Source organism: Kocuria sp., assembly GCF_030530945.1.
Classification (GTDB): Bacteria; Actinomycetota; Actinomycetes; order Actinomycetales; family Micrococcaceae; genus Kocuria.
On record NZ_JAUMTZ010000007.1, the window covers coordinates 89,024 to 115,162 of the forward strand.

The 26,139-nt window shown below is 71.8% G+C and carries 20 protein-coding genes; 2 read left to right on the forward strand and 18 right to left on the reverse strand.

All coding sequences use genetic code 11. The annotated features are described in order from the left end of the window. Nucleotides 1-35: 35 nt before the first annotated feature. The 5 genes from Q4A22_RS08015 to hisS all read right to left on the reverse strand — a co-directional run bounded on the left by Q4A22_RS08015 (nt 36) and on the right by hisS (nt 7,471). A complete protein-coding gene (locus tag Q4A22_RS08015; RefSeq protein WP_303178386.1) occupies nt 36-1,760 on the reverse strand; it encodes a glycerol-3-phosphate dehydrogenase/oxidase in 1,725 nt (574 codons plus the stop codon). 168 nt (nt 1,761-1,928) lie between these two features. Further along, nucleotides 1,929-3,404: a replication-associated recombination protein A gene (locus tag Q4A22_RS08020; RefSeq protein WP_303178457.1), complete on the reverse strand. Its 1,476-nt coding sequence runs from the start codon at nt 3,402-3,404 to the stop codon at nt 1,929-1,931. 144 nt (nt 3,405-3,548) lie between these two features. Then, a complete protein-coding gene (dtd, locus tag Q4A22_RS08025; protein ID WP_303178387.1) occupies nt 3,549-4,001 on the reverse strand; it encodes a D-aminoacyl-tRNA deacylase in 453 nt (150 codons plus the stop codon). A 128-nt stretch (nt 4,002-4,129) separates the two neighbouring features. Continuing rightward, nucleotides 4,130-5,953, reverse strand: coding sequence for an aspartate--tRNA ligase (gene aspS, locus Q4A22_RS08030; RefSeq protein WP_303178390.1), 1,824 nt, complete (start codon nt 5,951-5,953; stop codon nt 4,130-4,132). A gap of 159 nt (nt 5,954-6,112) precedes the next feature. Next, on the reverse strand, nt 6,113-7,471 hold the full coding sequence (hisS, locus tag Q4A22_RS08035; RefSeq protein WP_303178392.1) for a histidine--tRNA ligase: 1,359 nt from the start codon (nt 7,469-7,471) through the stop codon (nt 6,113-6,115). Nucleotides 7,472-7,667: 196 nt separating this feature from the next. On the opposite strand from hisS, the gene Q4A22_RS08040 reads away from it, so the two are divergent. Together Q4A22_RS08040 and Q4A22_RS08045 are read left to right on the forward strand one after the other, a co-directional pair. After that, entirely contained in the window at nt 7,668-9,212 is a 1,545-nt protein-coding gene (locus Q4A22_RS08040) for a DUF349 domain-containing protein (RefSeq protein WP_303178394.1), read from the forward strand. A gap of 132 nt (nt 9,213-9,344) precedes the next feature. Beyond that, nucleotides 9,345-9,962 (forward strand): type IV toxin-antitoxin system AbiEi family antitoxin, encoded by a 618-nt coding sequence (locus Q4A22_RS08045; protein ID WP_303178395.1) that lies wholly within the window; start codon nt 9,345-9,347, stop codon nt 9,960-9,962. A 42-nt stretch (nt 9,963-10,004) separates the two neighbouring features. Here the strand turns inward: Q4A22_RS08045 and Q4A22_RS08050 are convergent, their stop codons facing one another. The 13 genes from Q4A22_RS08050 to Q4A22_RS08110 form a co-directional block, all read right to left on the reverse strand. Beyond that, nucleotides 10,005-12,407: a bifunctional (p)ppGpp synthetase/guanosine-3',5'-bis(diphosphate) 3'-pyrophosphohydrolase gene (locus tag Q4A22_RS08050; RefSeq protein ID WP_303178458.1), complete on the reverse strand. Its 2,403-nt coding sequence runs from the start codon at nt 12,405-12,407 to the stop codon at nt 10,005-10,007. Between the two features lie 225 nt (nt 12,408-12,632). After that, nucleotides 12,633-13,667 carry a protein translocase subunit SecF gene (secF, locus tag Q4A22_RS08055; RefSeq protein ID WP_303178396.1) on the reverse strand — a complete coding sequence of 345 codons (1,035 nt, stop codon included), beginning with the start codon at nt 13,665-13,667 and terminating at the stop codon, nt 12,633-12,635. After that, entirely contained in the window at nt 13,664-15,622 is a 1,959-nt protein-coding gene (secD, locus tag Q4A22_RS08060) for a protein translocase subunit SecD (protein WP_303178397.1), read from the reverse strand. Before secD ends, secF begins: the two co-directional genes overlap by 4 nt. 95 nt (nt 15,623-15,717) lie before the next feature. Beyond that, nucleotides 15,718-16,248: a preprotein translocase subunit YajC gene (gene yajC / locus Q4A22_RS08065; RefSeq protein ID WP_303178398.1), complete on the reverse strand. Its 531-nt coding sequence runs from the start codon at nt 16,246-16,248 to the stop codon at nt 15,718-15,720. A 109-nt stretch (nt 16,249-16,357) separates the two neighbouring features. After that, a complete protein-coding gene (gene ruvB, locus Q4A22_RS08070; protein ID WP_303178459.1) occupies nt 16,358-17,458 on the reverse strand; it encodes a Holliday junction branch migration DNA helicase RuvB in 1,101 nt (366 codons plus the stop codon). A 2-nt stretch (nt 17,459-17,460) separates the two neighbouring features. Further along, nucleotides 17,461-18,102, reverse strand: coding sequence for a Holliday junction branch migration protein RuvA (gene ruvA, locus Q4A22_RS08075; protein ID WP_303178400.1), 642 nt, complete (start codon nt 18,100-18,102; stop codon nt 17,461-17,463). A gap of 254 nt (nt 18,103-18,356) precedes the next feature. Continuing rightward, on the reverse strand, nt 18,357-19,031 hold the full coding sequence (gene ruvC, locus Q4A22_RS08080; RefSeq protein WP_303178401.1) for a crossover junction endodeoxyribonuclease RuvC: 675 nt from the start codon (nt 19,029-19,031) through the stop codon (nt 18,357-18,359). A 4-nt stretch (nt 19,032-19,035) separates the two neighbouring features. Then, nucleotides 19,036-19,797: a YebC/PmpR family DNA-binding transcriptional regulator gene (locus Q4A22_RS08085; RefSeq protein ID WP_303178402.1), complete on the reverse strand. Its 762-nt coding sequence runs from the start codon at nt 19,795-19,797 to the stop codon at nt 19,036-19,038. Between the two features lie 197 nt (nt 19,798-19,994). Beyond that, nucleotides 19,995-20,726, reverse strand: coding sequence for a type 1 glutamine amidotransferase (locus Q4A22_RS08090; RefSeq protein ID WP_303178404.1), 732 nt, complete (start codon nt 20,724-20,726; stop codon nt 19,995-19,997). A 9-nt stretch (nt 20,727-20,735) separates the two neighbouring features. Further along, a complete protein-coding gene (locus tag Q4A22_RS08095) occupies nt 20,736-22,049 on the reverse strand; it encodes a Mur ligase family protein (RefSeq protein WP_303178405.1) in 1,314 nt (437 codons plus the stop codon). Nucleotides 22,050-22,146: 97 nt separating this feature from the next. Further along, complete coding sequence (locus Q4A22_RS08100; RefSeq protein WP_303178406.1) at nt 22,147-22,722, reverse strand: HIT domain-containing protein; 576 nt, start codon at nt 22,720-22,722, stop codon at nt 22,147-22,149. Beyond that, nucleotides 22,719-24,869: a threonine--tRNA ligase gene (gene thrS / locus Q4A22_RS08105; protein WP_303178408.1), complete on the reverse strand. Its 2,151-nt coding sequence runs from the start codon at nt 24,867-24,869 to the stop codon at nt 22,719-22,721. Before thrS ends, Q4A22_RS08100 begins: the two co-directional genes overlap by 4 nt. A gap of 249 nt (nt 24,870-25,118) precedes the next feature. After that, nucleotides 25,119-25,991 (reverse strand): PRC and DUF2382 domain-containing protein, encoded by an 873-nt coding sequence (locus Q4A22_RS08110; RefSeq protein ID WP_303178410.1) that lies wholly within the window; start codon nt 25,989-25,991, stop codon nt 25,119-25,121. Nucleotides 25,992-26,139: the final 148 nt, after the last annotated feature.

Here is a 26,139-nt window from a genome sequence, read left to right on the forward strand (position 1 = left end):
GGGGCCCGGAGGGATTCCGGGCCCCAGATCCTTCATCAGCGCTGAGGGTACGGGTCCCCGGCCCCCTGGCGGAGCTCCTGGGCCTTCTCCTCGTCGTTCTCCTCGAGCGCGGCGTGCTCGGCACGGCGCATGGTCTCGTAGAGCTCCACCTGGCGGGAGCGCTCGGCCTCGTCCCAGCCGAGGACCTCGCCCATGATGCGGGCGATCTCGGGTGCCGCGGCGGAGCCGCCGTCGCGCTGCTCGTAGTTCAGGTGCGTGCGCCGGCACATCACGTCCTCGAGGTCCAGGGCGCCCTCGTGGGTGGCGGCGCGCTGGATCTCGATCTTGAGGTACTGCTCGGCGCCCGGCACCGGCTCGCCCAGCTCCGGGTGGTCGGTGATGGTGTCCAGCATCTCGAGCGTCTCGTCGCCGTAGCGGTTGAGCAGCCGCTCCACGACCACCTGCTCCATGCCGGCGCGCGCGGCCAGGTGTTCGGACTGGTTCATCAGCCCGGACCAGCCCTGCGCGCCCAGCAGGGCGACGTGCTCGGTGATGGAGGGGTTCTCCTTGGCGGCGCTCTTGCCCAGGGCGGCGTCCACGGCGTCCTTGCCCATCACGCGGTAGGTGGTGAGCTTGCCGCCGGCGATCGTGAACAGACCGGGTGCCGCCTCCACCACGGAGTGCTCGCGGGAGATCTTGGTGGACGGGGTGGCCTCGCCCTTGGTGCCCGGCTGCACCAGGGGACGCAGACCGGCCCACGTGCCGATGACGTCGTCCATGGTCAGCGGATCGCGGAGGATCTTGTTCGCGTGCTCCAGGACGTACTCCACGTCCTCGCGCGTGGCGGTGGGGGTGGCGAGATCCCGCTCGTACGGGGTGTCCGTGGTGCCGATCACCCAGTAGTTGTCCCACGGGATGATGAACAGCACGGACTTCTCGGTCTGCAGGATGATGCCGGTGGAGCCGTCCAGCCGCTCCTTGGGGACCACCACGTGGATGCCCTTGGAGGCCAGCACCTTGAGGCCGGTCTCGGAGTCCGCGAGGTCCTGGACGGGCTCGGTCCACACACCGGCGGCGGAGATCACGACCTTGGCGCGCACCTCGCGCGTCTCACCCGTGGTGAGGTCCTCCATGTGGGCGCCCACCACGCGGCCGGACTCGTCGCGGATCAGGTTGCGGGCCGCGGCGCGGTTGGCGGCGAGCGCGCCGTAGCGCTGGGCGGTGCGCACGAGGTCCAGGGTCAGGCGGGCGTCGTCCACGCGGCCGTCCCAGTAGGCGATGGCGCCCACGGCGGCGTCGTCGCGCATGGCCGGGAAGGTGCGGCGCACGCCCGCGGCGCTGAGGTGGCGCTGGATGGGGAGGGACTCCGCCTTGGCCCCCACGTGGGCCAGGGTGTCGTACATGCCGATGCCGGTGGCCACGAACGGACGCTCCCAGACCTTGTGGGTCAGGGGGTACATGAACTGGATGGGCTTCACCAGGTGGGGGGCCAGCCGGTGCATGAGGAGGTCGCGCTCCTTCAGCGCCTCCGCCACGAGGGCGAAGTTCAGCTGCATCAGGTACCGCAGACCGCCGTGGACCAGCTTGGACGAGCGCGAGGAGGTGCCCTCGGCCCAGTCCTGCGCGTCGATGACTGCAGTCGAGAGACCGCGGGTGGCGGCGTCCAGGGCGATGCCCGCGCCCGTGATGCCGCCGCCGATGACCAGCACGTCCACGGGGTGCTCGGCCATGGCCCGGAGGTCGTTGCTGCGCTGCTGTGCGTTCAGAGAAGTCAGAGGCACTGTTGCCACTCCTGTCTACCGGTGGGTAGCTGGGGATTCTTTCGGGTTCGCTCCAGGATAGTCGTCATGCTCCGGGGCAGGAACCGGGCGCCGGCGCAGCCCCGGGCACACCCCGAGCACCCCGGCGAGCGGGCGGACCGCACGCCCACGAACCACCGCCGCGTGGTCTCAGTCCGACGAACTGCCCGTGCCCCGCACCATGGCCCGCAGGATCTCCAGGCGGTGCCCCACCTGCTTCTCGTGGCCGTAGGGGGTGGGTGCGTAGTAGTCCCGCCCCACCAGCTCGTCCGGCGGGTACTGCTGCCTGGCCACGGCGTTGGGGGCGTCGTGGGCGTACTGGTAGCCGCGGCCGTGGCCCAGCTGCTGAGCGCCCGGGTAGTGGGCGTCGCGCAGGTGGAGCGGGACGGGCCCGGCGCGGCCCGCGCGGACGTCCGCGATTGCGGCGTCGAGGGCCGTGTAGGAGGCGTTGGACTTGGGTGCCGTGGCCAGGTGCGCGACCGCCTCTGCGAGGGGGATGCGCCCCTCCGGCATGCCGATCAGCTGCACCGCCTGGGCGGCGGCCACCGCCGTCTGCAGCGCGCTGGGGTCCGCCATGCCGATGTCCTCGGACGCGGAGATGATCAGCCGCCGCGCGATGAACCGCGGGTCCTCCCCCGCCTCGACCATCCGCGCCAGGTAGTGCATCGCCGCGTCCACGTCCGAGCCGCGGATGGACTTGATGAACGCGCTGACCACGTCGTAGTGCTGGTCGCCCTGCTTGTCGTAGCGCACGGCCGCGCGGTTCACGGCCTCCTCCGCGTGCTCCAGGGTCACCGTCACGGGGGCGTCCGGCTCCCCGTCCGCCGCCGCGGCCGCGGGAGCCTTTTTGTCCCCGTCCTCGTCCCCCGGGCCCCCCGCGGCGCCGGGTGCCGGGTGGGCGACGTCGCCCGCGTGGGACAGGGCGACGCCCGCCGCCGCCTCCAGCGAGGTCAGGGCCTTCCGGGCGTCCCCGGCGGCCACGTCCAGCAGGTGCTCGCGGGCCTCGGGTGCGAGGGCCACGGCCCCGTCGAGGCCGCGGGGGTCGACGACGGCGCGGTCCAGCAGCTGCCCGATGTCGTCGCGTTCCAGGGGCTGCAGCGTGAGCATGAGCGAGCGGGAGAGCAGCGGGGAGATCACGGAGAAGGAGGGGTTCTCGGTGGTCGCGGCCACGAGGGTCACCCAGCCGTTCTCCACCCCGGGCAGCAGGGCGTCCTGCTGGGCCTTGGTGAAGCGGTGGATCTCGTCCAGGAACAGGACGGTGGTGCGCCCGTGGAGGTCGCGAGCGCTCAGCGCCTCGTCCATCACGCGGCGGACGTCCTTGACCCCGGCCGTCACGGCGGAGAGCTCCACGAAGGCGGTGTCGTGGCCGCGGGCGATGACCTGGGCGATGGTGGTCTTCCCGGTCCCCGGGGGTCCCCAGAGGATCACGGACGTGGGCGCCGCGGGGCCGGAACGCGCCCCCACCAGGGCCCGCAGGGGGGAGCCGGGGCGCAGCAGGTGCTGCTGCCCGACCACCTCGTCCAGGGTGCGCGGGCGCATCCGCACGGCCAGCGGCGCGCGGGACCTGCCCCGCCGGCCGGCGGGGTCCGGGCCGCCCACGGCGTCGTCCGCGGGCGCGCGGTCCATCGGGTCGGGGAGGTCGAACAGGGAATCGCTCACGCCACGACCCTACTGCCCACCCCGGACGGCCGCAGCGGTCCGCGGGGGCGGGCATGGGCCAGATCGGCCGACTCCGCGGGCGTCCCGTCCCGGGGTGACGGTGCCGGGGCGTCAGTCCCGCCGGGGCCGGTCCAGCTCCTCGCTGTCGACCAGCACGGTGGTCGGTCCGTCGTTGACGAGCGAGACCTCCATGTGGGCCCCGAACTCCCCCGTGGCCACCTCCACACCCTGGCCCCGCAGGGCGGCGACGAAGGCGTCGAAGACGGGTTCGCTCACCTCGCCGGGGGCTGCCCGGGACCACGACGGGCGTCGGCCCCTGCGCACGTCCCCGTACAGGGTGAACTGGCTGACCACGAGCACTGGGGCCCCGCTGTCCGCGCACGAGGTCTCTTCGGGCAGGATCCGCAGCCCCGCGACCTTCGCCGCGAGCTTCTGCGCCGTCTCGGGGGTGTCGGTGTGGGTGACACCCACGAGGGCCGTCAGCCCGGGGCCCGTGATCTCTCCCACGGTGCGCCCGTCGACGGTCACGGACGCGCGGGACACCATCTGCAGCACGATTCTCATGACCGCAGTCCATCACACCGCCCCCCCCCCGTGGGCGCGGGTCCGCCGAACGGCGCACCGGCCGGGTCCCCTGAGGATCCCGGCCGGTGCGCGGTGGTGCGGAGGGGGAACCCGCCCCCGCGGCGAAGCTACTGCGCGGCGGGGCGATCCGCGGTCTGCTGCTGCTCCCCGGAGACCTTGCCGGCCGTGCCCTTGGGCTCGGGCTTGGCGTCCACGCCGGCCTCCTTGCGCTGCTGCGCCGTGATGGGCGCGGGTGCGGCGGTGAGGGGGTCGTAGCCGTTGCCGGTCTTGGGGAACGCGATGACGTCGCGGATGGACTCCGTGCCGGCGAGCAGCGCCACCACGCGGTCCCAGCCGAAGGCGATGCCGCCGTGCGGGGGCGCGCCGAACTGGAAGGCGTCCAGCAGGAAGCCGAACTTCTCGCGTGCGTCCTCCTCGCTCAGGCCCATCACGCGGAACACCCGGTCCTGGACGTCCCGGCGGTGGATGCGGATGGAGCCGCCGCCGATCTCGTTGCCGTTGCACACGATGTCGTACGCGTACGCGAGCGCCGAGCCCGGATCCGTGTCGAACGTGTCCATGAACTCGGGCTTGGGCGAGGTGAACGCGTGGTGCACGGCGGTCCAGGCGCCGGAGCCCACGGCCACGTCACCGGACTCAACGGCGTCCGCCGCGGGCTCGAACAGGGGTGCGTCCACGACCCACACGAAGGCCCAGTCGTCCTCGTCGATCAGGCCCACGCGGTGGCCGATCTCCACGCGCGCGGCGCCGAGCAGGGCGCGGGAGGGCTTGACGGCACCGGCGGCGAAGAACACGCAGTCACCGGGCTTCGCACCCACGGCCTCGGCCAGGCCGGCCTTCTCCGCCTCGGAGATGTTCTTGGCCACGGGCCCGGCGATCTCGCCGTCCTCCTTGAACAGGACGTACGCGAGGCCCTTGGCGCCGCGCTGCTTGGCCCACTCCTGCCAGGCGTCCAGCTGCCGGCGGGGCTGGGAGGCACCGCCGGGCATGACCACGGCACCCACGTAGGGGGCCTGGAACACGCGGAACGGGGTGTCCTTGAAGTACTCGGTGAGCTCGGTGAGCTTCAGGTCGAAGCGCAGGTCCGGCTTGTCGGAGCCGTAGTCCGCCATGGCCTGCGCGTAGGTCATGCGCGGGATGGGCGTGGTGATCTCCACCCCGATCAGCGCCCACAGCGCCTTCACGATCTGCTCGCCGAGGGCGATGATGTCGTCCTCCTCCACGAAGGAGGCCTCGACGTCCAGCTGCGTGAACTCGGGCTGGCGGTCCGCACGGAAGTCCTCGTCCCGGTAGCAGCGGGCGATCTGGAAGTACTTCTCGATCCCGCCCACCTGCAGCAGCTGCTTGAACAGCTGCGGGGACTGCGGCAGGGCGTACCAGGAGCCGGGGGCCAGCCGCGCCGGGACCAGGAAGTCGCGGGCGCCCTCCGGGGTGGAGCGGGTGAGCGTGGGGGTCTCCACCTCGGTGAAGCCCTGCTCGTGCAGGAGCGTGCGGGCCACGCGGTTGACCTCGGAGCGCAGGCGCATGATGCGCGCGGGCTCGGGACGGCGCAGGTCCAGGTAGCGGTACTTCAGCCGCGCCTCCTCCCCGACCTCCACGTGCTCGTCGATCTGGAACGGCAGCGGCGCCGCGGTGTTGAGCACCGTGAGCTCGTCCACCATGACCTCCACCTCGCCGGAGGGAAGGTTGGGGTTCTCGTTGCCCTCGGGCCGCCGCTCCACGGTGCCGGTGACCTGCAGGACGTACTCGTTGCGCAGCTGGTGGAACTGCTCCTCGTCCCGCACCACGATCTGTGCCACGCCGGAGGCGTCGCGCAGGTCCACGAACGCCACACCGCCGTGGTCGCGGCGGCGCCCCACCCAGCCGGCCAGCGTGACGGTCTGTCCAATGTTCTCGGCGCTCAGCGCGCCGAGTTCATGCGTTCGCAACAAATGCATTCACCTTTTCGTTCGTGTGCTTCCCGGGGCTCCGCGCCCCGGTCGTGTCTGCGGGCCGGACGCTCCTGGCGCCCCGGCCGTGCCGGTTCCGGGCGCACGACGACGCCGCCCGCCCGGCTCCGCGTCTCCCGCGAGTCTACAAGCGCGCCCGGCTCACTCCCCCGGCGCGTCCGCACGGACCACGGTGGGGTGCAGGTCCTCCGCCGGGGGCTGCCAGGACGCGGGATCCGCGGGGACCTGCTCGCCCGAGCGGATGTCCTTGACCTCGTGGCGCACCGTGCCGTACTCGTCAGCGGTGGAGAACCACACGAAGGGGATGCCGCGGCGCTCGGCGTAGCGGATCTGCTTCCCGAACTTCTGGGCCGTGGCCGCGACCTCCGTGGCGATGCCCCGGGCGCGCAGCGCGGCGGCGACGTCCTGGGCCGCGGACCACGAGGCGTCGTCGTTCAGGGCCACGAGCACCGCGGAGGGCACCGCGCGGGAGACCGAGGCCATGGACTGCGAGAGGATGCGGGTGACCAGGCGCGTGACGCCGATGGACAGGCCCACGCCCGGGTACGTCTTCTTGCCGTTGCTCGCCAGCGACTCGTAGCGGCCGCCCGAGCACACCGAGCCGAGCTGCTCGTGGCCCACCAGCACCGTCTCGTAGACGGTGCCCGTGTAGTAGTCCAGGCCGCGGGCGATCGACAGGTCCGCCACGACCCGCCCGGGTGCGCGGCGGGCGGCCTCCCCCACCACCTCGGCGAGCTCGGCGAGGCCCTCCTCGAGGAGCTCGTTGCTCTGCCCCAGCTCGCGCACGCGCTCCACGAAGGAGGTGTCCTCGGTGCGGATGGCGGCGAGCGCCAGGGCCGCCCGGGCCTGCTCGGCGGTGGCACCCACGTGGTCCTGCAGGTTCTGCGCCACGGCGTCCGCGCCGATCTTCTCGAGCTTGTCGATCTCGCGCAGCACCGCCGGCGCGTCCGTGAGGCCGATCCCGCGGTAGAAGCCCTCCGCCAGCTTGCGGTTGTTCACGCGCAGCACGAACGGCGGGATGGGCAGCTGGGAGAGCGCCTCGACCATCACCAGGGCGAGCTCCACGTCGTAGCGGAACGCCAGGGTGCCGTCCCCCACCACGTCGATGTCCGCCTGCGTGAACTCGCGGGCGCGGCCCTCCTGGGGGCGTTCCCCGCGCCACACTTTCTGCATCTGGTAGCGGCGGAACGGGAAGGTCAGGTGGCCGCCGTTCTCCACCACGTACCGGGCGAAGGGCACGGTGAGGTCGAAGTGCAGGGCCAGGGCCCCCTCCTTGGAGGGCTCGCCCTCGTCCTGCTGCAGGCGCGAGACGCCGTAGACCTCCTTGTCGATCTCGCCCTTGCGCAGCAGCTGCTCCACGGTCTCCACGGCGCGGGTCTCGATCGAGGAGAACCCGTGCAGCTCGAAGGTCCGGCGCAGGGAGTCGAGCACGTGCTGCTCCACGATCCGTTCCTCCGGGAGCCATTCGGGGAAACCGGACAGGGACGTGGTGCGGGCCATGGGGGCAACTCCTCGATCGCGGTGCGCGTGCCGGGGCCGGCGCGCCCGGACTGCGGGGTGTGCGCCGCCGCGGCGGTGTCGCCAGTCATTCTAGGGCGCGCGGCTGACTAGGATGGCCGTGTCCGTCTTTGGAACCCCCACCCGGTGAGGCGCCCCACGAGGTCCCGGGTGAGGCCGTGCAGAAAGAGTTGTAGCGGTGACAGAACGTCCTGAATCCGACGACCGCCCCGTGCAGGGAGCACCCGTGCCCCAGGCCCCCGAGGAGCAGCCCGGCGCGCCCGCGGCCCCGACCCCTGCCGCGGAGGAGGCGGCACCCGCGCCACGGACGCAGGAGCCCGCCGCCGCCCCGCGCCCGGGCGCACCCTCGGCACCCCGGCCGGCGGCGCCGTCGTCGCCCGGGCCCAGGCCGGCCGCCGCCCCTGCAGCGACGCGCGCGCCCCAGCCCGCACCGGCCGAGACGGCCCACCCCGCGCTGTCCCCCGCCGAGTCCGTGGCCCGCGCCGAGAAGTTCGGCCGTGCGGACGAGAACGGCACCGTGTACGTCACCGTGCAGGGCACCGAGCACGAGTGCGGGCAGTTCCCGGACGCCACCCCGGAGGAGGCCCTCGCCTACTTCGCCCGCAAGTTCGACGACGCCGAGGCGCAGGTCGCACTGCTGGAGCAGCGGATCGCCGCCAAGGCTCCCGCCGGGGAGATGCGCAAGACCGTGGCCCACGTGCGGGAGCAGGTGGACGCCCACACCATGGTGGGTGACCTCACGGACCTCTCCACGCGTCTGGACACCCTCGAGGACGCCATCCGCGTGGCGCTGGAGCGCGAGCGCGAGGAGTCGAAGAAGCACCGGGCGGCGCAGCTGGCCCACCGCACCGCGATCGTGGAGGCCGCCGAGGAGGTGGCCGGCCAGGATCCCGAGAAGACCCAGTGGAAGCACTCGTCCGCGCGCATGGCCGAGCTGTTCTCGCAGTGGCAGGAGCACCAGAAGTCCGGCGGACGGCTGTCCAAGACGGACGAGGACGCCCTGTGGAAGCGCTTCCGCAAGGCGCGCACCACGTTCGACCGCCACCGCAAGGCGTTCTTCTCCTCCCTGGACGAGACCAACACGAAGGCCAAGCGCGTCAAGGAGGGCCTGATCGCGGAGGCCGAGGCGCTGTCCGGTTCCACCGACTGGGGCGAGACCGCCGGGAAGTACCGCGAGCTCATGGACCGCTGGAAGCAGTCCCCCCGCGCGTCCCGCAAGGACGACGACGCCCTGTGGGTCCGCTTCCGCGCCGCCCAGGACGTGTTCTTCGACGCCCGCAAGGCCGCGAACGAGCAGATCGACCGCGAGTTCGAGGGCAACCTGGAGGTCAAGGAGCAGCTGCTCGCGGAGGCGAAGAAGATCCTGCCGGTCAAGGACATCGACGCCGCCAAGAAGAAGCTCGCGTCCGTGCAGCAGCGCTGGGAGGAGGCCGGGAAGGTCCCGCGCGCCCACATGCGCCGGGTGGAGAACGAGCTGCGCTCGGTGGAGGACGCGGTCAAGAAGGCCGAGGACGACAAGTGGCGGCGCACCGACCCGGAGACCAAGGCGCGCTCGAACTCCATGCTCTCCCAGCTGGAGAACAAGATCGCGGACCAGCGTGCGGCGGTGGAGGCCGCCCGCGCGTCCGGCAACGAGAAGAAGGCCGCCTCGCTGGAGAAGGACCTCGCCACGAGCGAGCAGTGGCTCGACACGCTGCGGGCGTCCGCCGCCGAGCTGGGCTGACACCCGGCCAGCCACAGCACCCACCGCCCCCGTCCCGGTTCCTCCGGGGCGGGGGCGGTCTCGTGCCACCCGTTCTCCACAGATGGTGTGCGGCTCTGCCGCCGCGGGCGGTCCGTGGGGTGGGATGGGACCATGACCGCCCTCGCCCCCGTCACGCGCCCCGGCGCGGACGCACGCCCCGACGCCCCCATCCCGGTGTTCCTGCCCGGGCACCCGTTCAGCCGGGCCGAGCTGCACGCACTCGCCGCGGACGGCGTGCTGCGCCGCGAGCTGCTGGAGGCGCACGTCCACGCGTGGCAGCCGCCCTCGGACGCGCTGCGGATCGCGGTGCTCTCCCGAGTGGTCCCGGGCAACCTGCAGCGGCGCGGGGTGCTCGGGCGGCTCGGCGCCGCGTGGTTCCACCGCTGCGCCCCGGAACCCTCGCCGCTGCCCGTCCTGGTGGACAAGGGCGCACGCACCACCACGTCGGTCCCCGCGGGCATCGTGCTCCACCAGACGAGCTTCGGGCCGCAGGACCTGGTGACGCACCGGGGCATCACGCTCACCTCCCCGCACCGCACCGCTGTGGACCTCGCGCTGCACGTCCCTGGTCCCGCGGGCGACGCCGCCCTGCTCGCCATGCTGGGCAGCGAACAGCTTTCCTGCACCCCCGCCGGGCTCGTGCGGGAGCTGGAGACCATGCCCAAGACCCCCGGGCGCCGGGCCGCCCTCGCGCGGGCGCGCAAGCTGGCGCGGGCGCTGGAGGGCTGACCCGTCGCGACCGGCCGGTGGCCCGCACGGGCCCGGGGAGGCCTAGGAGTTGACGGGCCGGTGGCCCGAGACGCGGTAGACGTCGTACACGCCGTCCACGCGGCGCACCTGGTTCAGCACATGGTCCAGGTAGCGGGTGTCCCCCATCTCGAACGAGAACCGGGAGATCGCCAGGCGGGCCCGGGACGTATGGACCTGTGCCGAAAGGATGTTCACGTGGTTCTCGGCCAGCACCCGGGTGACGTCGTACAGCAGGGACTTGCGGTCCAGTGCCTCCACCTGGATCTCCACGAGGAACAGGGAGGACTGGGTGGGCGCCCACGACACCTCCTTCACGCGGTCGTCCCCGTCCGGGATCACCAGCATGTTGGCGCAGTCCCTGCGGTGCACGGAGATCCCGGAGCCGCGGGTCACGAACCCCACGATCTCGTCCGGGGGCACCGGGGTGCAGCACCGGGCGATCTTCACGTACACGTCCGACGCGCCCTGCACCAGCACCCCGGAGTCCGCGGCGCCGGCGCGCACCGGCCGGGTCACCCGGGTGGTCTCGGCCAGGTCCTCCTCGGTGCCCTCCGCGCCGCCCAGGTGCTCCAGCAGCTTCTCGACCACCTGGTGCGGGCTCACGGCGTCCGAGCCCAGGGCCTCGTAGAGCGCCGCCACGTCCCCCCGGTTGAAGTCCTGCGCGACCGCCAGCAGGGCCTCACCCGTGACCGTGCGCTGCAGCGGCAGGCGGTGCTTGCGCATGGCCCGGGTCAACTGGTCCTTGCCCCGCTCGATGGCCTCCTCCCGGCGCTCCTTGGAGAACCACTGCCGAATTTTGGTGCGCGCCCGCGGGGAGCCCACGAACGTGAGCCAGTCCTGGGACGGCGCGGCCTGCTCGGACTTGGAGGTGAGGATCTCCACGCGGTCGCCGTGCTGCAGCGGCGAGGACAGGGGGGCGAGCTTGCCGTTGACCCGTGCGCCGATCGTGCGGTTGCCCACCTCGGTGTGCACGGCGTAGGCGAAGTCCACCGGGGTGGAGCCCGTGGGCAGCGCCATCACCTCGCCCTTGGGCGTGAACACGTACACCTCGGCCGTGTTGATCTGGTACCGCAGCGAGTCCAGGAAGTCCGAGGAGTCCTTGGCCTCCTCCTGCCAGGAGACCAGGGAGCTGAGCCAGTTCAGCTCCCCCTCCTTGGCCTTGGGGGTCGCGGAGTTCGCCTGGTTGACCTTGTCCTTGTACTTCCAGTGCGCGGCCACGCCGTACTCGGCCCGCCGGTGCATCTCGTGGGTGCGGATCTGGATCTCCACCGGGCGCCCGTTCGGTCCGATCACCGTGGTGTGCAGCGACTGGTACATGTTGAACTTGGGCATCGCGATGTAGTCCTTGAAGCGCCCCGGCAGCGGCCGCCACTTGGCGTGCAGCACACCGAGCGCGGCGTAGCACTCCCGCACCGAGTTCACGAGCACGCGGGCCGCCTGCAGGTCGTGGATCTCGTCGAAGTCCTTCCCGCGCACGATCATCTTCTGGTAGATCGAGTAGTAGTGCTTGGGGCGGCCCGTGATGGTGGCCTCGATCCCGGCCGTGTCCAGGGCCTCCGCGATCTGACCACGGATCTCCGCGAGGTGGCGCTCACGCTCAGGGGTGCGCTCCCCCACCATCCGCACGATCTCCTCGTACACCTTGGGGTACAGGGCCGCGAAGGACAGGTCCTCGAGCTCCCACTTGATGGTGTTCATGCCCAGCCGGTGGGCCAGTGGCGCGAAGATCTCCAGCGTCTCCCGGGCCTTGCGGCCCGAGGACTCGGAGGAGACGAAGCGCCACGTGCGGGCGTTGTGCAGCCGGTCCGCGAGCTTGATGACCAGCACCCGGATGTCCTTGGCCATGGCCACGACCATCTTGCGCACGGTCTCCGCCTGGGCGTTCTCTCCGTACTGGATCTTGTCCAGCTTGGTGACGCCGTCCACGAGCAGCGCGACCTCCTCGCCGAAGTCCGCCCGCAGCTCGTCCAGGGTGTAGGAGGTGTCCTCCACCGTGTCGTGCAGCAGCCCGGCCACCAGCGTGGCCCCCGTCATCCCGAGCTCCGCCAGGATGGTGGTCACCGCCACGGGGTGGGTGATGTACGGGTCCCCGGACTTGCGCTTCTGCCCCTCGTGGTGGGTGTCCGCCACCGTGAAGGCGCGCTCCAGGACCGTGAGGTCCTCCTCCGGGTGGGTGTTCTGCACCGTGCGCAGCAGCGGCACGAGCACCGGGGACCCGGGCACGGACTCCCCGCTGAGCGCCGAGAGCGTGGAGCGCGTGCGCTCGCTGCGTCCTGGGAAGACCGCCCGTCCGAACACTGGACGGGACGCGGGGAGGACGTAGTGCGTGCCCCCTCCCCGACCGGCAACGCTTCTGCTCGCGGAGGGGGCGGGACGCTCACCGGACCCAGTGGCAGGGCCGGGTGCCGTGGGGCGGCCGGGCACGGAAGCCTGGGCGGGCGTCGAACCCGTGGCGGCGGCGGTGCGCACATCGGGCGCAGCAGCCGAGACGGGCGCCTCGGAGGACTGGGACGACCCCTCGGGGACGTCCTGCCCCCGGGTCTGGGACTGGCTGGGCATGATCCGCGGCCTCCTCACCGTGGCCGCGCTGGCCGGGAAGGACACTGGCCTCTCGGCGCGGCTGAGGCACCAGTGTAGTGCCGCCGCGGCTCAGGCGGAGACGGGGTCCGCGCTCACGGGCGGCTCGTCCGTGGTGCGCTCGGCCAGGACCGTGCGGGACTGCTCCCGCACGCGCTCCTCCCGGTCCCGGAGCCACGAGTACAGCGGTGCCGCCACGAACAGGGTGGCGAGCGTGCCGAGGATGATGCCCACGAACAGCGACAGCGACAGGTCCTTCAGGGTCCCCGCACCCAGCAGGTACGCGCCGATGAACAGGATGGAGCCCACCGGCAGGATGCCCACCACCGAGGTGTTGATGGAGCGCACGAGCGTCTGGTTCACCGCGAGGTTCACCTGCTCGCCGTAGGTCCGCCTGGCCCGCTCGGTGGGGGCCGTGCCGTCCAGGAGACCGGCTGTGTTCTCGCGCACCTTGTCGAAGACCACCACGGAGTCGTACAGCGAGTAGGACAGCACCGTGAGGAACCCGATGACGGCCGAGGGGGTGATCTCGAAGCCCACCAGGGAGTAGACCCCGGCGGTCACCACGATGGTGAACAGCATGGCCGCGATGGATGAGACGGACATCTTCCACGTGCGGAAGTACAGCGCCATCAGGGCCAGTGCGAGCACCACGAAGACCAGCAGTCCCCACAGCGCCTGCTGGGTGACGCCCTGGCCCCAGGTGGGCCCCACGAACGTGGAGGTCACCCGGTCCTCGCCCACGCCGTAGGCGTCCTCCAGCCGCTGCTTCAGCGCGAGGGTCTGGTCGTCGTCGAGCTGCTCGGTCTGCACGCGCACGGTGCCTGGCGCGATGTTCGTGACCGTGGCCTCCTGCGCGCCCGCGGTCTCCGCCACAGCCTTCTCGCCGGGTGCCACGTCCGTGGTCGTCGCGTCCGAGACCGTGAACTCCGAACCGCCGGTGAAGTCGATGCCGAGATTGAAGCCGCCCTTGACCACGGGGATCAGCACGGAGAGGAGCACCAGGGCCAGGGCCAGGCCCAGCCACAGCCCCCGCTTCTGCACGAACGGGTAGGAGCGGCGCCCGCTGTGCAGGTCGTTGCCGAATCGCGCAAGCCGGTTGCTCATCGCTGGTCCTCCTCGGAGTCGGGCCGGGCGGCGGTGGAGCCCGCGCCGTCCTGGTGGTGGTCGGAGTCGTCCCCCGCTGACCGGGCGCCGCGCACCCGGGACGACGCCGCGGCGTCCCCGGGCCCGCCCTGCGCACCGCTCGCGGCGGCGGCACCGTCGGCGGAGGCACTCAGAGCGGCACGGCGGCGTCGTTCGGCGATGGTGAGACCGTCGTGCTCCTCCGGGGAGCGCAGGCGGCCGGCACCGCGGTAGAGCGGGACGGCGTCGAGCGCCTCGGGATCCAGCCCGGAGTGCTTGGCACCGGTGCCGAAGTAGCGGGTGCGCGCCAGCAGGACCATGACCGGGTGCGTGAACAGGAAGACCACCAGGAGGTCCGCGATCGCGGTGAGTCCCAGGGTGAACGCGAAGCCGCGCACGTTGCCCACGGCCACGAAGTACAGCACCACGGCGGCGAGCAGGTTCACGGCCTTGGAGGCCAGCACCGTCTGACGCGCCCGCTGCCAGCCGTGGTCCACGGCCGCGGGAATGGTCCGCCCGGCGCGGATCTCGTCGCGGATGCGCTCGAAGTAGACGATGAACGAGTCCGCCGTCTGCCCGATGGCCACCACGAGCCCGGCCACGCCCGCGAGCGAAAGGCGGTAGTTCGCGCTCCAGCCCAGCAGGGTGATCGCGAGGTAGGTGAGCACACCGGCCACCACGAGGGACGCGATGGTCACGAGACCCAGCCAGCGGTACTGGAACAGCGAGTAGATGCACACGAGCGCCAGGCCGATCAGACCCGCGATGATGCCCATGCGCAGCTGGTTGCTGCCCAGGGTTGCGGAGATCTGCTGCTCGGAGTCGATCGAGAAGGACACGGGCAGCGCACCGTACTTCAGCTGCTGGGACAGGAACTTGGCCTGGTCCTCGGTGAAGTTGCCCGTGATCTGCGCCTTGCCGTCCGTGATCACGGCGTTCATGGTGGGTGCAGAGACCACGGAACCGTCCAGCACGATGGCGAAGCGGGAGCGCGGGTCCTGCTGCCCGCCCTGGCTCAGGCCGTACAGGCGCTCGGAGAGGTCCTTGAAGGTGCGGGTGCCCTGGTCGTCGAACTGCAGGTTCACGGCGAAGCCGCCCGTGGCGTGGCCCTGGGAGTTGGTGGCCTGCGCGTAGGAGGCGTCGGCGATGTCGGTTCCGGGGATCTCCACCGGGCCCAGGATGAACTTGGCGTTGCTCTCGGGGTCGCACGCCACCACGGCCTTGTCCTGCGGCTGCGACTCACGGTCCTTCTGGGGCTGCGGTGCGCTGCAGTCCAGGGCCTCGTACTTCTGGAAGAGCTCGCGGGTGACCCAGTTGGGGTCCGAGGAGTTCGTGGGCTTGGCCGTGGGCGCGGGGATGGACTTGGGGTCCGTGCGCTTGTCCTTGGGAGTGGCCGCCCCCGGGCCGGTGGTGATCACCGGCCGGAACGCCATCTGCGCCGAGGTCTGGATCAGGTCGCGGGTCTCGGAGGAGGGCACACCCGGCATCGAGACCACGATGTTCTTCCCCGACTGGGTGGTGATCTCCGCCTCGGAGACGCCGGAGCCGTCCACGCGCTGCCGGATGATCTCGACCGCCTGGTCCAGCTGCTCCTGCGTGATCTCCTGCCCCGCCTGGTCCCCCTGCAGGGACGGCGAGAGCACCATCTGTGTTCCGCCCTCGAGGTCCAGCGCGAGCTTGGGGCCCCATCCGGTGCGGTCGGTGGTGGCACCGTAGACGAGCACACCCGCGAGCACCGCCGTCACGGCCAGCAGTGCCAGCAGCGCCTTCCGCGCGGACGACGCCGCCGCGGCCGCTCCCGAGCGCGGGCGCCGGGACCCCGAGCCGCGTCCCCGCCCCTTGGGCGAGCCGGCATCCTCCGGGGTGGTGCTGCGGCGGCGCCACCGGGAGCCGCGGGGGGTCCCGGGGTTCTGCGCCCTCTTGTTCTGTGCTGCCATCGGCTGTCCTCCGGGGAGCCCGCGGCCACCCGTGGGAACGGGGGGCCGCATGAGAAACGGGCCGAGGTCCTCGGCCCGTGTCCCTGCGGGTGGTGTCAGGTGGTGGGGTTGTCGCGCTCGTCCCGCTCGCGGGCGTCGCGCCAGGTGCGGTGCTCCGTCTCCTCGGCGGGGCGTGGGGCCTCGCCGGAGCCGCGCACGGCCGTCCCGGTGCCGGGGGTTCCGGTTCCGCGGACGTCGGCGGCGGTGGAGCCGTCCACGTCGCCCTCGACCGGGCGGGCCTCCTGCGCGTCGGCCACCGCATCGGCGTGGGCGGGGACCACGGGGGTCTCGTCCACGACGGTGGTCACCGTCTGCGAGTGGACTGTGACGAGCTGGCCCGGGGAGATCTCCAGGACGGCCTTGTTCTGCTCGCGGTCCATGTCCCGCAGCGTGCCGTACAGCCCGAAGCTGGTCATCACACGCGTGCCAGGCTCCATGCTCGCCTGCTTGGCCTTCATCTCGGCCTGGGCCTTCTTCTGCCGGCGCATGGGCAGCCACAGCAGCAGCACCATGACCACGAGCATCACGGGGAGGAACCAGCCGGTTCCTCCGGTGGCGGCTTCCTGGGTCTCTGCGAGGAGGGTCACGAAGTGTCCGTTCAGTCGGGAGTCGGTGGTCTCGCACCGGGCTCCCGCCCACGGACGCGGGCGGACGCGACCGGCGCGTCATCCGTGCCAGTTTAGGGGATGGATCTGGTCAGGCGCTGGACGAGTCCCCGGTGGTGGTGTCTGCGGCGAGGGCCGCCCGCAACGAGGGGTCCTTGAACGCCGCGTGCTCCGGGACGTCCAGGCCCAGGTGCTCCCAGGCGGCCGCCATGGCGATCCGCCCGCGGGGGGTGCGCCCCAGCAGGCCCTCGCGGACCAGGAACGGCTCCGCGACGGTCTCGACCGTCTCGGTCTCCTCCCCCACGGCGATCGCGAGGGTGGAAAGCCCCACGGGCCCGCCGTTGAACTTGCCCACCAGCGCGGAGAGCACGTTGCGGTCCAGCCGGTCCAGGCCTCGTGCGTCCACCTCGTACATGTCCAGGGCCGAGCCCGCGGCGCGGGCGTCGATGCGCCCCACACCGTGCACCAGCGCCCAGTCGCGGACACGGCGCAGCAGCCGGTTGGCGATGCGCGGGGTGCCGCGGGAGCGGGAGGCCACCTCGCCGAAGGCCTCGGAGGTCATGTCCAGGTCCAGCAGCGCGGCGGAGCGGCGCAGCACGAGTTCCAGCTCCGGGACGGAGTAGAACTCGAGGTGGCCGGTGAAGCCGAAGCGGTCCCGCAGCGGCCCGGGCAGCAGCCCGGCACGCGTGGTGGCCCCCACGAGCGTGAACGGCGGCAGGTCCAGCGGGATGGAGGTGGCGCCCGCGCCCTTGCCCACCACGATGTCCACCCGGAAGTCCTCCATGGCCATGTAGAGCATCTCCTCCGCGGGCCGGGACATGCGGTGGATCTCGTCCAGGAAGAGCACCTCCCCGTGCGTCAGGGAGGACAGGATGGCCGCCAGGTCTCCGGCGTGCTGGATGGCGGGCCCGGAGGAGATCCGCAGGGGGACGTCCAGCTCCTGGGCGATGATCATGGCCAGGGTGGTCTTTCCCAGACCCGGGGGTCCGGAGAGCAGCACGTGGTCCGCGGTGCGCCCCCGCAGCTTGGAGGCCTCCAGCACGAGCGAGAGCTGCGCCCGCACCCGCTGCTGGCCCACGAAGTCGTCCAGGCTGCCCGGACGCAGCGAGGCCTCCAGCTGCTGGTCGTCGTAGTCCCCCTCGGCGCCCACCAGGCGCTGCGGGCCGAGGGATCCGCGCTCCTCCACGGCCACGTTCACCGCCTCCCGGAGGGTGCGTGGGTGGTGCCCTTGGAGGTGCCGAGCCAGGACAGCACGGCCCGGAGGATCTCGGCCACGTTGCCGGAGTCCGCGAGCTCGGGCTGGGTGTGCAGGGCGTCGTCGATGCCGCGGGCGGCGTCCTTCTCGCTCCAGCCGAGGCCGGTGAGGGCCTCCACCACCTGCTCGCGCCACACCTGCATCTGCGGCTCGGCGGGCTGCTGCGGGGCCGGCTCCGGGAGCACGAGCTTGTCCGCGAGCTCCAGCACGATGCGCCGGGCGGACTTGGGGCCGATGCCGGGGACCGCGGTGAAGGCCTTGTCGTCACCGGCGGCGATGGCACGGCGGAGGTCCTCGGGACCGAGCACGGAGACCGCCGCCAGCGCCGTGCGCGGACCCACCCCGGAGACTCCCAGCATCACGGTGAAGATCTCCTTCTCGTCCGCGCCGGCGAAACCGAAGAGCAGCGGGGACTCGTCCTTGCGGGCGATGTAGGCCGTGTGCAGGTGCGCGGTGGAACCGACCCGCAGCGCCGCCAGCGTGTGGGGGCTGGCGTGGACCTCGATGCCGAAGCCCGAGACCTCCACCACGGCCAGTGCGGCACCCACGAAACGCACCTCTCCGGTCACCGAGGCAATCACGGGCTGCTCCCCTCTTCCGGCCTGGGCCGGGGTCGTGTGGCACACGGGCCCGAACCGGCCCGGCCACCGTGCGGACGGTCTGCCGCGGGGTGGGCCCGCCGCGCGTTCGAACACGTGTGCGAATCGTTGCTCGTCACTGTAGCAACGGGCTGCGGCGGGCACGAGGACGGCTCGGCGGGCGCCCGCCCGTGTCGATCCGCACAGCCCTGGACGGATCCGGGTGGACTAGTGCGTCCGGTCCGAACCCGCCCGGTTCAGGCCCGTCCCGAACGGGTTCCTCGAGAGGGCGCCCGGGACGCCGGCGTCCGTGAGGCACTCTCCGCACGCCGCCAGGCCTGCTGGGCGGGGGTCAGGGCGCCCGTGCGGGGCGCGTGCGCGGGCCGGGAGCCCGAGTGCGTGGACGTGCTCGCCGCGGCATTGAGCCCGGCCATCCCGCCGCGCCAGCCGTGGCACACGGCCAGCGCGAGGGCGTCCGCGGCGTCGGCGGGCCGCGGTGGTGCCTCGAGCCGCAGGATGCGCACGACCATCCGGTTCACGGACTCCTTGTCCGCGGAGCCGTCGCCCGTGACCGCCGCCTTGACCTCGGAGGGGGTGTGCCAGGCCACGGGGATGCCCCGCCTGGCCGCCGCCGCGATCACCACGCCGGTGGCCTGTGCCGTGCCCACCACGGTGGGGGCGTTGTTCTGGGCGAACACCCGCTCCACGGCCACCACGTCCGGACGGAACCGCTCGATGAGCTCCTCCGCGGTCTCCATGATGGTCAGCACCCGCCGCTCCAGGGCCTCGTGGGCCCGGGTGCCGCTCACCTGCACGTGGACGAAGGTCCCGGTGCGCTGGGCGGACATGTCCACCACCGCGAAGCCGCACCGGGTGAGTCCGGGGTCCACCGCGAGCACGCGCTGGGACCCCGCGGGGGCGCCGGAGCTCACGCGGCTACTCGTCGTCCTCGAGCTGCGCCATGACGTCCGCGGGGATGTTGGCGTTGGAGTACACGTTCTGGACGTCGTCCAGCTCCTCCACCGCGTCCGCGAGCTTGAGGAACTTGCGGGCGCCCTCGACGTCCAGGTCCACGGACATGGTGGCCCGGAACTGGGGGTCGTCGTTGTTGTACTCCAGGCCGTTCTCGTCCAGCGCCCTGCGGATCGCGGGCAGGTCCGTGGCCTCGCTGACCACCTCGAACACGTCGCCCTCCTCGACGACCTCGTCCGCGCCGGCGTCGAGCACGGCCATCAGGACGTCGTCCTCGGTGAGGCCGTCCGTCTTGGCCACCTCCACCACGCCCTTGCGCTCGAAGAGGTACGCCACGGAGCCCGAGTCCGCCATGGACCCGCCGTGACGGGTCACCGCCACGCGCACCTCGGAAGCCGCGCGGTTGCGGTTGTCGGTCAGGCACTCGATGTACAGCGCGGTGCCCTGCGGCCCACGGGCCTCGTAGAGGATCTCGGTGTAGTCGATGGTCTCGCCGGTGAGCCCGGCACCGCGCTTGACCGCGCGGTCGATGTTGTCGTTGGGCACCGAGTTCTTCTTGGCCTTGGAGACCGCGAGCTCGAGCGCGGGGTTGCCGGAGGTGTCCGCACCGCCCATGCGCGCGGCCACCTCGATGCCCTTGATGTACTTGGCGAACGCCTTGGCGCGCTTGGCGTCGATCGCCGCCTTCTTGTGCTTGGTCGTGGCCCACTTGGAGTGACCTGACATGGATGACCTCCTCGGAAGATGCCCCCGGCCACGACGGGACCGGGCACGGTGACGGAACGACTGTCCATGATACCGAGCGCGGGCCCTGCGCTGTCACACCGCCGTCCACCACCCCTGCACCGCCGCCGGAACCACGCAGGGCCGGCGACGGGCGCAGCAGCGGGGTGGGGCGACGTCGTGGTGCGGTCCCGGCGGGCTCAGCGCGGGCGGGAGACGGCGACGTCGCGGGCGCGCTCCGCGAGCCTGTCGTCCAGCGGCGCGGCGGGCAGGGTCTCGCCCCGCAGCTCGAGAGCGGCACCGAGCAGGAAGTCCGCCACCCGCGGGTTCTTGGGCAGCATGGAGCCGTGCAGGTAGCTGCCCAGCACGTTGCGGGTGCGAGCGCCCTCCGTGCCGTCCTGGCCGTCGTTGCCGGCTCCCGAGACCACCGTGCCCAGCGGTTCCTGGCCGGATCCGAGGTGCGTGAGCCCGGAGTGGTTCTCGTAGCCCACGATCGTGCCCAGCTGCTCGGACTCGGTCACGATGTTGCCGATCAGCCGCTCGGGGCCGGCCACCGTCTCCAGATCGAAGATGCCGATCCCGGGCAGGGTCTCCCCCGCGCCCGTGCGGAAGCTGCGCCCGAACAGCTGGTACAGCCCGCAGATGGCGAGCATGGGCACCCCGCGCGCCACGGCGTCGTGCAGCCGGGGGGCCACTGCCTGCAGGTCCTCGGCCACGCGGAACTGGCCAGAGTCCTGGCCGCCGCCGCCCACGAAGAGGTCGGCGTGCTCGGGCCACGGGTCACCCGGGTTGTGGTCCACGATCTCCACCTGGAGCCCGTGGCGCTCGGCGCGCCGCTTCAGCGTGAGGGTGTTGCCCCAGTCGCCGTAGATGTTCATGTCCCGGGGGTAGAGCTGCACGATGCGCAGCGGGCGTGCGGTGTTCTCGGCCACGGTGTCCTCCTAGATCGCTGCCACGTGCGTCATGCCGCCCAGGATCCTGCGCAGGGACAGCATGGCCGTGTAGGTGCAGAAGATGCGCATGGGACGCTGCCCCGACTGCGCGATGAACTGTCTGAGGGCGTCCTCGAGCTCGGGCTCCACCGCGCCCACCCGCACGAGGTCGTAGTCCAGGCGCAGTGCCATGTCCCACGCGCGCACTCCGGAGACCACGTCCACCCCGGACTCCCGCAGGCTGTCGAAGTCCACGTCCCACAGCCAGGAGACGTCCCGACCGTCCGCGTACTGGTCGTTGATGGCGATCATCGTGGCGTAGTCCTCGGCGGAGGCCGAGGCGAGGGAGAGCCGGAACCCGGCCGGGTTCTTCACCAGCAGCAGCTGCAGGGGCTTGCCCTCCACGGTGATGGTCTCCCCGCGTCCGAAGGCCGGGGTCACGTTCCCGAGCTCCGCCACGAGGGCGGGGACGTCGGCGTCGTCGCCGAGCACCTGCAGGCTCACCGCCAGCGCGGCGGCGGCGTTGTACTGGTTGTAGACGCCGTACAGGTCCACCGTGGCCTCGTGCGTGCGTCCACGCACCTCGAGCTCCACGCTGCGGGCGTTGACGGCCCGCAGCACGACGTCCGCATCCGGGCGGCGGGAGGAGGGCACCTGGGCGTCCTGCTCCCCCGGGTCCACCTGGCGCAGACCCTCCCGCATGTCGTCGTCGGAGGGGAACATGGGGCGCAGCGCGTCGGAGAGGCCGAACCAGCTCACCGCGGTGCCCGCCGGCAGGTCCTCGGCGAGCCCGGCGATCCGCGGGTCCTCACGGTTGAGCACCACGGTCTCGGAGGTGGCCAGCGCCACCTGGCGCAGCATCCGGCGGGTCGTGTCGATCTCCCCGAAACGGTCCAGCTGGTCGCGCATCACGTTCAGCAGCAGGCAGATCCGCGGCCGCACCTGCTTCACGAAGTGCACGGCGTGCGCCTCGTCCAGCTCCAGGACCGCCACGTCCGCGTCCAGGCGGCCGAAGGCGTCCATCTCCGCCAGGAGGGAAGCCGCCACACCGCGGACGAAGTTGGAGCCCGTGCGGTTGGTGAACACGCGCAGACCCTGGGCGCGCAGCAGCTGCACGGTCATCTTGGTGGTGGTCGTCTTGCCGTTGGTGCCGCTGATCACCACCACGCCGCGCGGCAGCTTGGCCAGCTCCTCCGCCACGAATCGGGGGTGCAGCTTCTCCATCACCAGCCCGGGGAAGGCGGAGCCGCCGCCGCGCAGGCTCGAGGCCCAGCGCACTCCTTGGCCGAGGACGCGTACGAGAGGTCGGGACATGGTCTCCATCCTAGTGAGTGGGCCCGCGAGCCCTGGGGAGGGACCGTGGGCACGGGACCGGGGTGCGGGTCCTGGGTGGGGTTCGTGAGTGGGGGGGCGTCCGGGGTCAGTCCCGGGGCCACGCCTCGGCGATGTCCTCGCGGGCGGAGCCCAGGGTCTGGATCAGAGGTTTGGTGTGGGCCACCACGGGCATGAAGTTGGAGTCCCCCACCCAGCGCGGCACCACGTGCTGGTGCAGGTGCTCCGCGACGGAGCCGCCCGCGGCGGAGCCGAGGTTCAGGCCCACGTTGAAGGCGGCCGGGTGGGCCACCTCGCGCAGCACCGAGACCGCGGTGCGGGTCAGGGTGCTGAGCTCCCACAGCTCGTCGTCCGTGAGCTCGTCCAGGTCCGGGACGTGCCGGTAGGGGCACACGAGCAGGTGGCCGGGGTTGTACGGGAAGAGGTTGAGCACCACGAAGCAGTGCCGCCCGCGGTGGACGATGAGCGAGTCCTCGTCCGAGCGGCCCGGCCCGTTGCAGAACGGGCACCCGGGCGGCTGCTCCACCGAGGTGTCCTCACCGCGCACGTACGCGAGCCGGTGCGGGGTCCACAGCCGCTGGAAGGCGTCCGGGACCCCCGGCAGCTCGAAGTCGTCCCGGAGCGGGTTTGCCCGCTCCGCCGCCGCCTCTTCCCGTCCGGTCACGACCGGCCCGGTGCTTCCGGCTCGCCGGGGGTGGCGCCCGTGGTCGCCGCCGCATCCGCGGCGGGATCCTCGACGACCGTCTCCACCACGGCGACCTCCTCCGCGGGGGCCGTGGGGTCCGCGTTGTCCCGCTCGCGGATGTGCCGGGTGATCAGCTCCACGGCCTCGTCCTGGGTGACGCCGTTGTGCTGGGAGCCGTCGCGGAAGCGGAAGGACACGGTGCCGGCCTCGGCGTCCTCGCCACCGGCGATCACCACGAACGGGATCTTGTCCTTGGAGGCCGTGCGGATCTTCTTGGGGAAGCGGTCCGAGGAGGCGTCCACCTCCACGCGCACGCCGTGCTCCCGCAGCCGCTGCGCGAACCCGTCGAGGTAGTCGTTGAACGCCTCGGCAACCGGGATCGCGCGGACCTGCACCGGGGCCAGCCACGCCGGGAACGCCCCGGCGTAGTGCTCCGTGAGCACACCCATGAACCGCTCCACCGAGCCGAAGAGGGCGCGGTGGATCATCACGGGACGCTGCCGGGTGCCGTCCGAGGCCTGGTACTCCAGGTCGAAGCGCTCCGGGAGGTTGAAGTCCAGCTGGATGGTGGACATCTGCCACGTGCGCCCGATGGCGTCCCGGGCCTGGACGGAGATCTTGGGACCGTAGAAGGCGGCACCGGCGGGGTCCGGGACGAGCTCCAGCCCGGAGTCCTCGGCGACCTCGCGCAGCGTGCGGGTGGCCTCCTCCCAGATCTCGTCCGAGCCCACGAACTTCTCCGGGTCCTTGGTGGAGAGCTCCAGGTAGAAGTCCTCCAGGCCGTAGTCCTTGAGCAGGGACAGCACGAAGTTCAGGGTGCTGGTCAGCTCCCCCTTCATCTGCTCCCGGGTGCAGTAGATGTGGGCGTCGTCCTGGGTCATCCCCCGCACGCGCGTGAGTCCGTGGATCACACCGGACTTCTCGTAGCGGTACACGGCCCCGAACTCGAACAGCCGCAGGGGCAGCTCGCGGTAGGAGCGCCCACGGGAGCGGTAGATCAGGTTGTGCATGGGGCAGTTCATGGGCTTGAGGTAGTAGTCCTGGCCCGGCTTGGTCAGCTCACCCGTGGCGGGATCGCGCTCCTCGTCCACGTGCATGGGGGGGAACATGCCGTCCCGGTACCAGTCCAGGTGGCCCGAGACCTCGTACAAGTGGCCCTTGGTGATGTGCGGGGTGTAGACGAACTCGTACCCGGCGCGCGCGTGGCGCTCGCGCGAGTAGTCCTCCATCTCCTTGCGGATGGTCCCACCCTTGGGGTGGAACACCGGCAGACCCGAACCCAGCTCGTCGGGGAAGGAGAACAGGTCCAGCTCCACACCGAGCTTGCGGTGGTCACGGCGCTCGGCCTCGGCCAGGCGGTCCCGGTACGCCTTGAGCTCGTCCTTGGTGGGCCACGCCGTGCCGTAGATGCGCTGCAGCTGCTTGTTCTTCTGGTTGCCGCGCCAGTACGCGGCCGCGGAGCGCATCAGGGCGTAGCCGTTGCCGATGTGCTTGGTGTCCGGCAGGTGCGGGCCGCGGCACAGGTCTCGCCACACGACCTCCCCGCTCTTGCGGTCCACGTTGTCGTAGATCGTCAGCTCCCCGGCACCCACCTCCACGGAGGCACCCTCGGCCGTCTCGTCCATGGCCCCCGAGCCGGGCCCGCCGGCCAGGTCGATGAGCTCGAGCTTGTACGGCTCGTCCGCCATCTCGGCGCGGGCCTCGTCCTCCGTGACCGAGCGGCGCCGGAAGATCTGGTTCCTGTTGACGATCTTCAGCATCGACTTCTCGAGCTTCTTGAGGTCCTCGGGGGTGAACGGCTCCGCGACGTCGAAGTCGAAGTAGAAGCCGTCGGTGATGTACGGGCCGATGCCCAGCTTCGCGTCGGGGCGCAGCTCCTGCACGGCCTGGGCCATGACGTGCGCGGTGGAGTGGCGCAGCACCTCCAGGCCCTCGGGATCGCTCACGAGCACCCGCTCCACGACGTCGCCGTCCCCCAGCTGGGTGGACAGGTCGCGCAGGACGCCGTTCACACGGGCCACCACCACGTCGCGCTGCTCGCCGTAGAGCTGCGCGGGAGTGGTTCCCGACTCCGCCGTGCGGGTCTCGCCGTCCACGGTGAGTCGAAGTGCAGGGGCGTCCGTCATGGTGTGTGTCTCCTCGTCAGTTCAGTGGGTGCCCGCCCGTACCGGGGGCGCGCAGGGCGCGGTGCGCACCAGGGCAGCACCTGCGACCTCCCCGATGCTACCGCCCTGCCCCGCACGCGCACGACGGCGCCCGGGCAGTTCGGCGCGAGCCGCGCCCGGCGGACGGGGCCGGGAACACACGTGTGCCCCGGGTGAATCACCCGGGGCACACGTGTCAGTGCTCACGCGAGGTCACTCGCGCGCAGTGCTTCAGCGGCGGGGAGCCTCACCGTTGCGGCCCAGGCCGTCACGGTCCACGTCGGTCTCGACGTCCACCTGCTCCTTGCGGACGTCGGCCTCCACGTGCTGGGTCTCGCGGACGGTCTGCTTGTTCAGCCCGACCTCCTCGACGGCCACGGCTTCCTTCTCGACGACGGGGCGCTCCTCGTGGAGGGTCACCTCGACCTCTTCCTCGCCGATGCGGCCGGTGCCCGCGTGGGCATCGGTGCCGTTGAGCGGGGTGCGCTCCACGGTGACCTCTTCGCGCTCGACGGGGACGTCGACGGTCTCGTGGTCGGTCACGACGTACTTGCGCAGGCGCGCGTGGCCGGCCTCGCGCTCCTGGGTGCCCACGTTGAGGCGCTCCTCGTGACGGATCACGGAGGCGTCCTCTCCGGCGGCGGCGCGGCGGTCCTGGTCCACACCGGCGGTGCGGTCGCGGTCGGCGACGTCGCGGTCCGCGGCGTGGCGCTCACCGGCGGCGTTGCCGGCCACACCGGCGGTGCCGGCGGCGGTGTCGCGCTCACGGTCGGTGCCGGCGGTACGGCCACCGTCGTAGTTCATCTCGTAGTAGCGGTACAGCTCCTCCTCCTCGGCGGGGGAAAGGTGCTGGTCCGCGTCCACCTTCGGGGCGTCCTTGATGACGTCCTTGGTGTAGGGAAGGACCACGCGGTCGCCGTCCTGGCGGGCGCCCTTGACGGGGACGAAGTTCTCCTTGGCGCCGAAGAGACCGGTGTTGACGGTCAGGAAGGTGGGGTCGCCGGAGTTGTCGTCGAGGAAGACCTGCTCGACCTTGCCGATCTTGTCGCCGTCGGAACCGTAGGCCGTGCTGGACAGAATTGCATTCACGTCGAACGTGGACATCGCATTAACTCCTCAGTAAGTCTCTGCTTGCGGCGCACGGGTTGTGCGCCGAAGGCCGCCGCACCCGCGAGATGGGTGTGCGGTCTGGCTTCGTGACACATATTACGGGCACAACGCACCCGCGGGACGAATTTCTCTCACGGAAAAA

Excerpts from the sequence above, each read along its gene's own strand:
- dtd (WP_303178387.1), bottom strand. The coding sequence starts at position 4,001 with ATGAGAATCGTGCTGCAGATGGTGTCCCGCGCGTCCGTGACCGTCGAC.
- Q4A22_RS08110 (WP_303178410.1), bottom strand. The coding sequence starts at position 25,991 with ATGTCCACGTTCGACGTGAATGCAATTCTGTCCAGCACGGCCTACGGT.
- Q4A22_RS08095 (WP_303178405.1), bottom strand. The coding sequence starts at position 22,049 with ATGGAGACCATGTCCCGACCTCTCGTACGCGTCCTCGGCCAAGGAGTG.
- secF (WP_303178396.1), bottom strand. The coding sequence starts at position 13,667 with ATGAGCAACCGGCTTGCGCGATTCGGCAACGACCTGCACAGCGGGCGC.
- secD (WP_303178397.1), bottom strand. The coding sequence starts at position 15,622 with ATGGCAGCACAGAACAAGAGGGCGCAGAACCCCGGGACCCCCCGCGGC.
- Q4A22_RS08085 (WP_303178402.1), bottom strand. The coding sequence starts at position 19,797 with ATGTCAGGTCACTCCAAGTGGGCCACGACCAAGCACAAGAAGGCGGCG.
- hisS (WP_303178392.1), bottom strand. The coding sequence starts at position 7,471 with ATGGCCCGCACCACGTCCCTGTCCGGTTTCCCCGAATGGCTCCCGGAG.
- Q4A22_RS08020 (WP_303178457.1), bottom strand. The coding sequence starts at position 3,404 with ATGGACCGCGCGCCCGCGGACGACGCCGTGGGCGGCCCGGACCCCGCC.
- Q4A22_RS08045 (WP_303178395.1), top strand. The coding sequence starts at position 9,345 with ATGACCGCCCTCGCCCCCGTCACGCGCCCCGGCGCGGACGCACGCCCC.
- thrS (WP_303178408.1), bottom strand. The coding sequence starts at position 24,869 with ATGACGGACGCCCCTGCACTTCGACTCACCGTGGACGGCGAGACCCGC.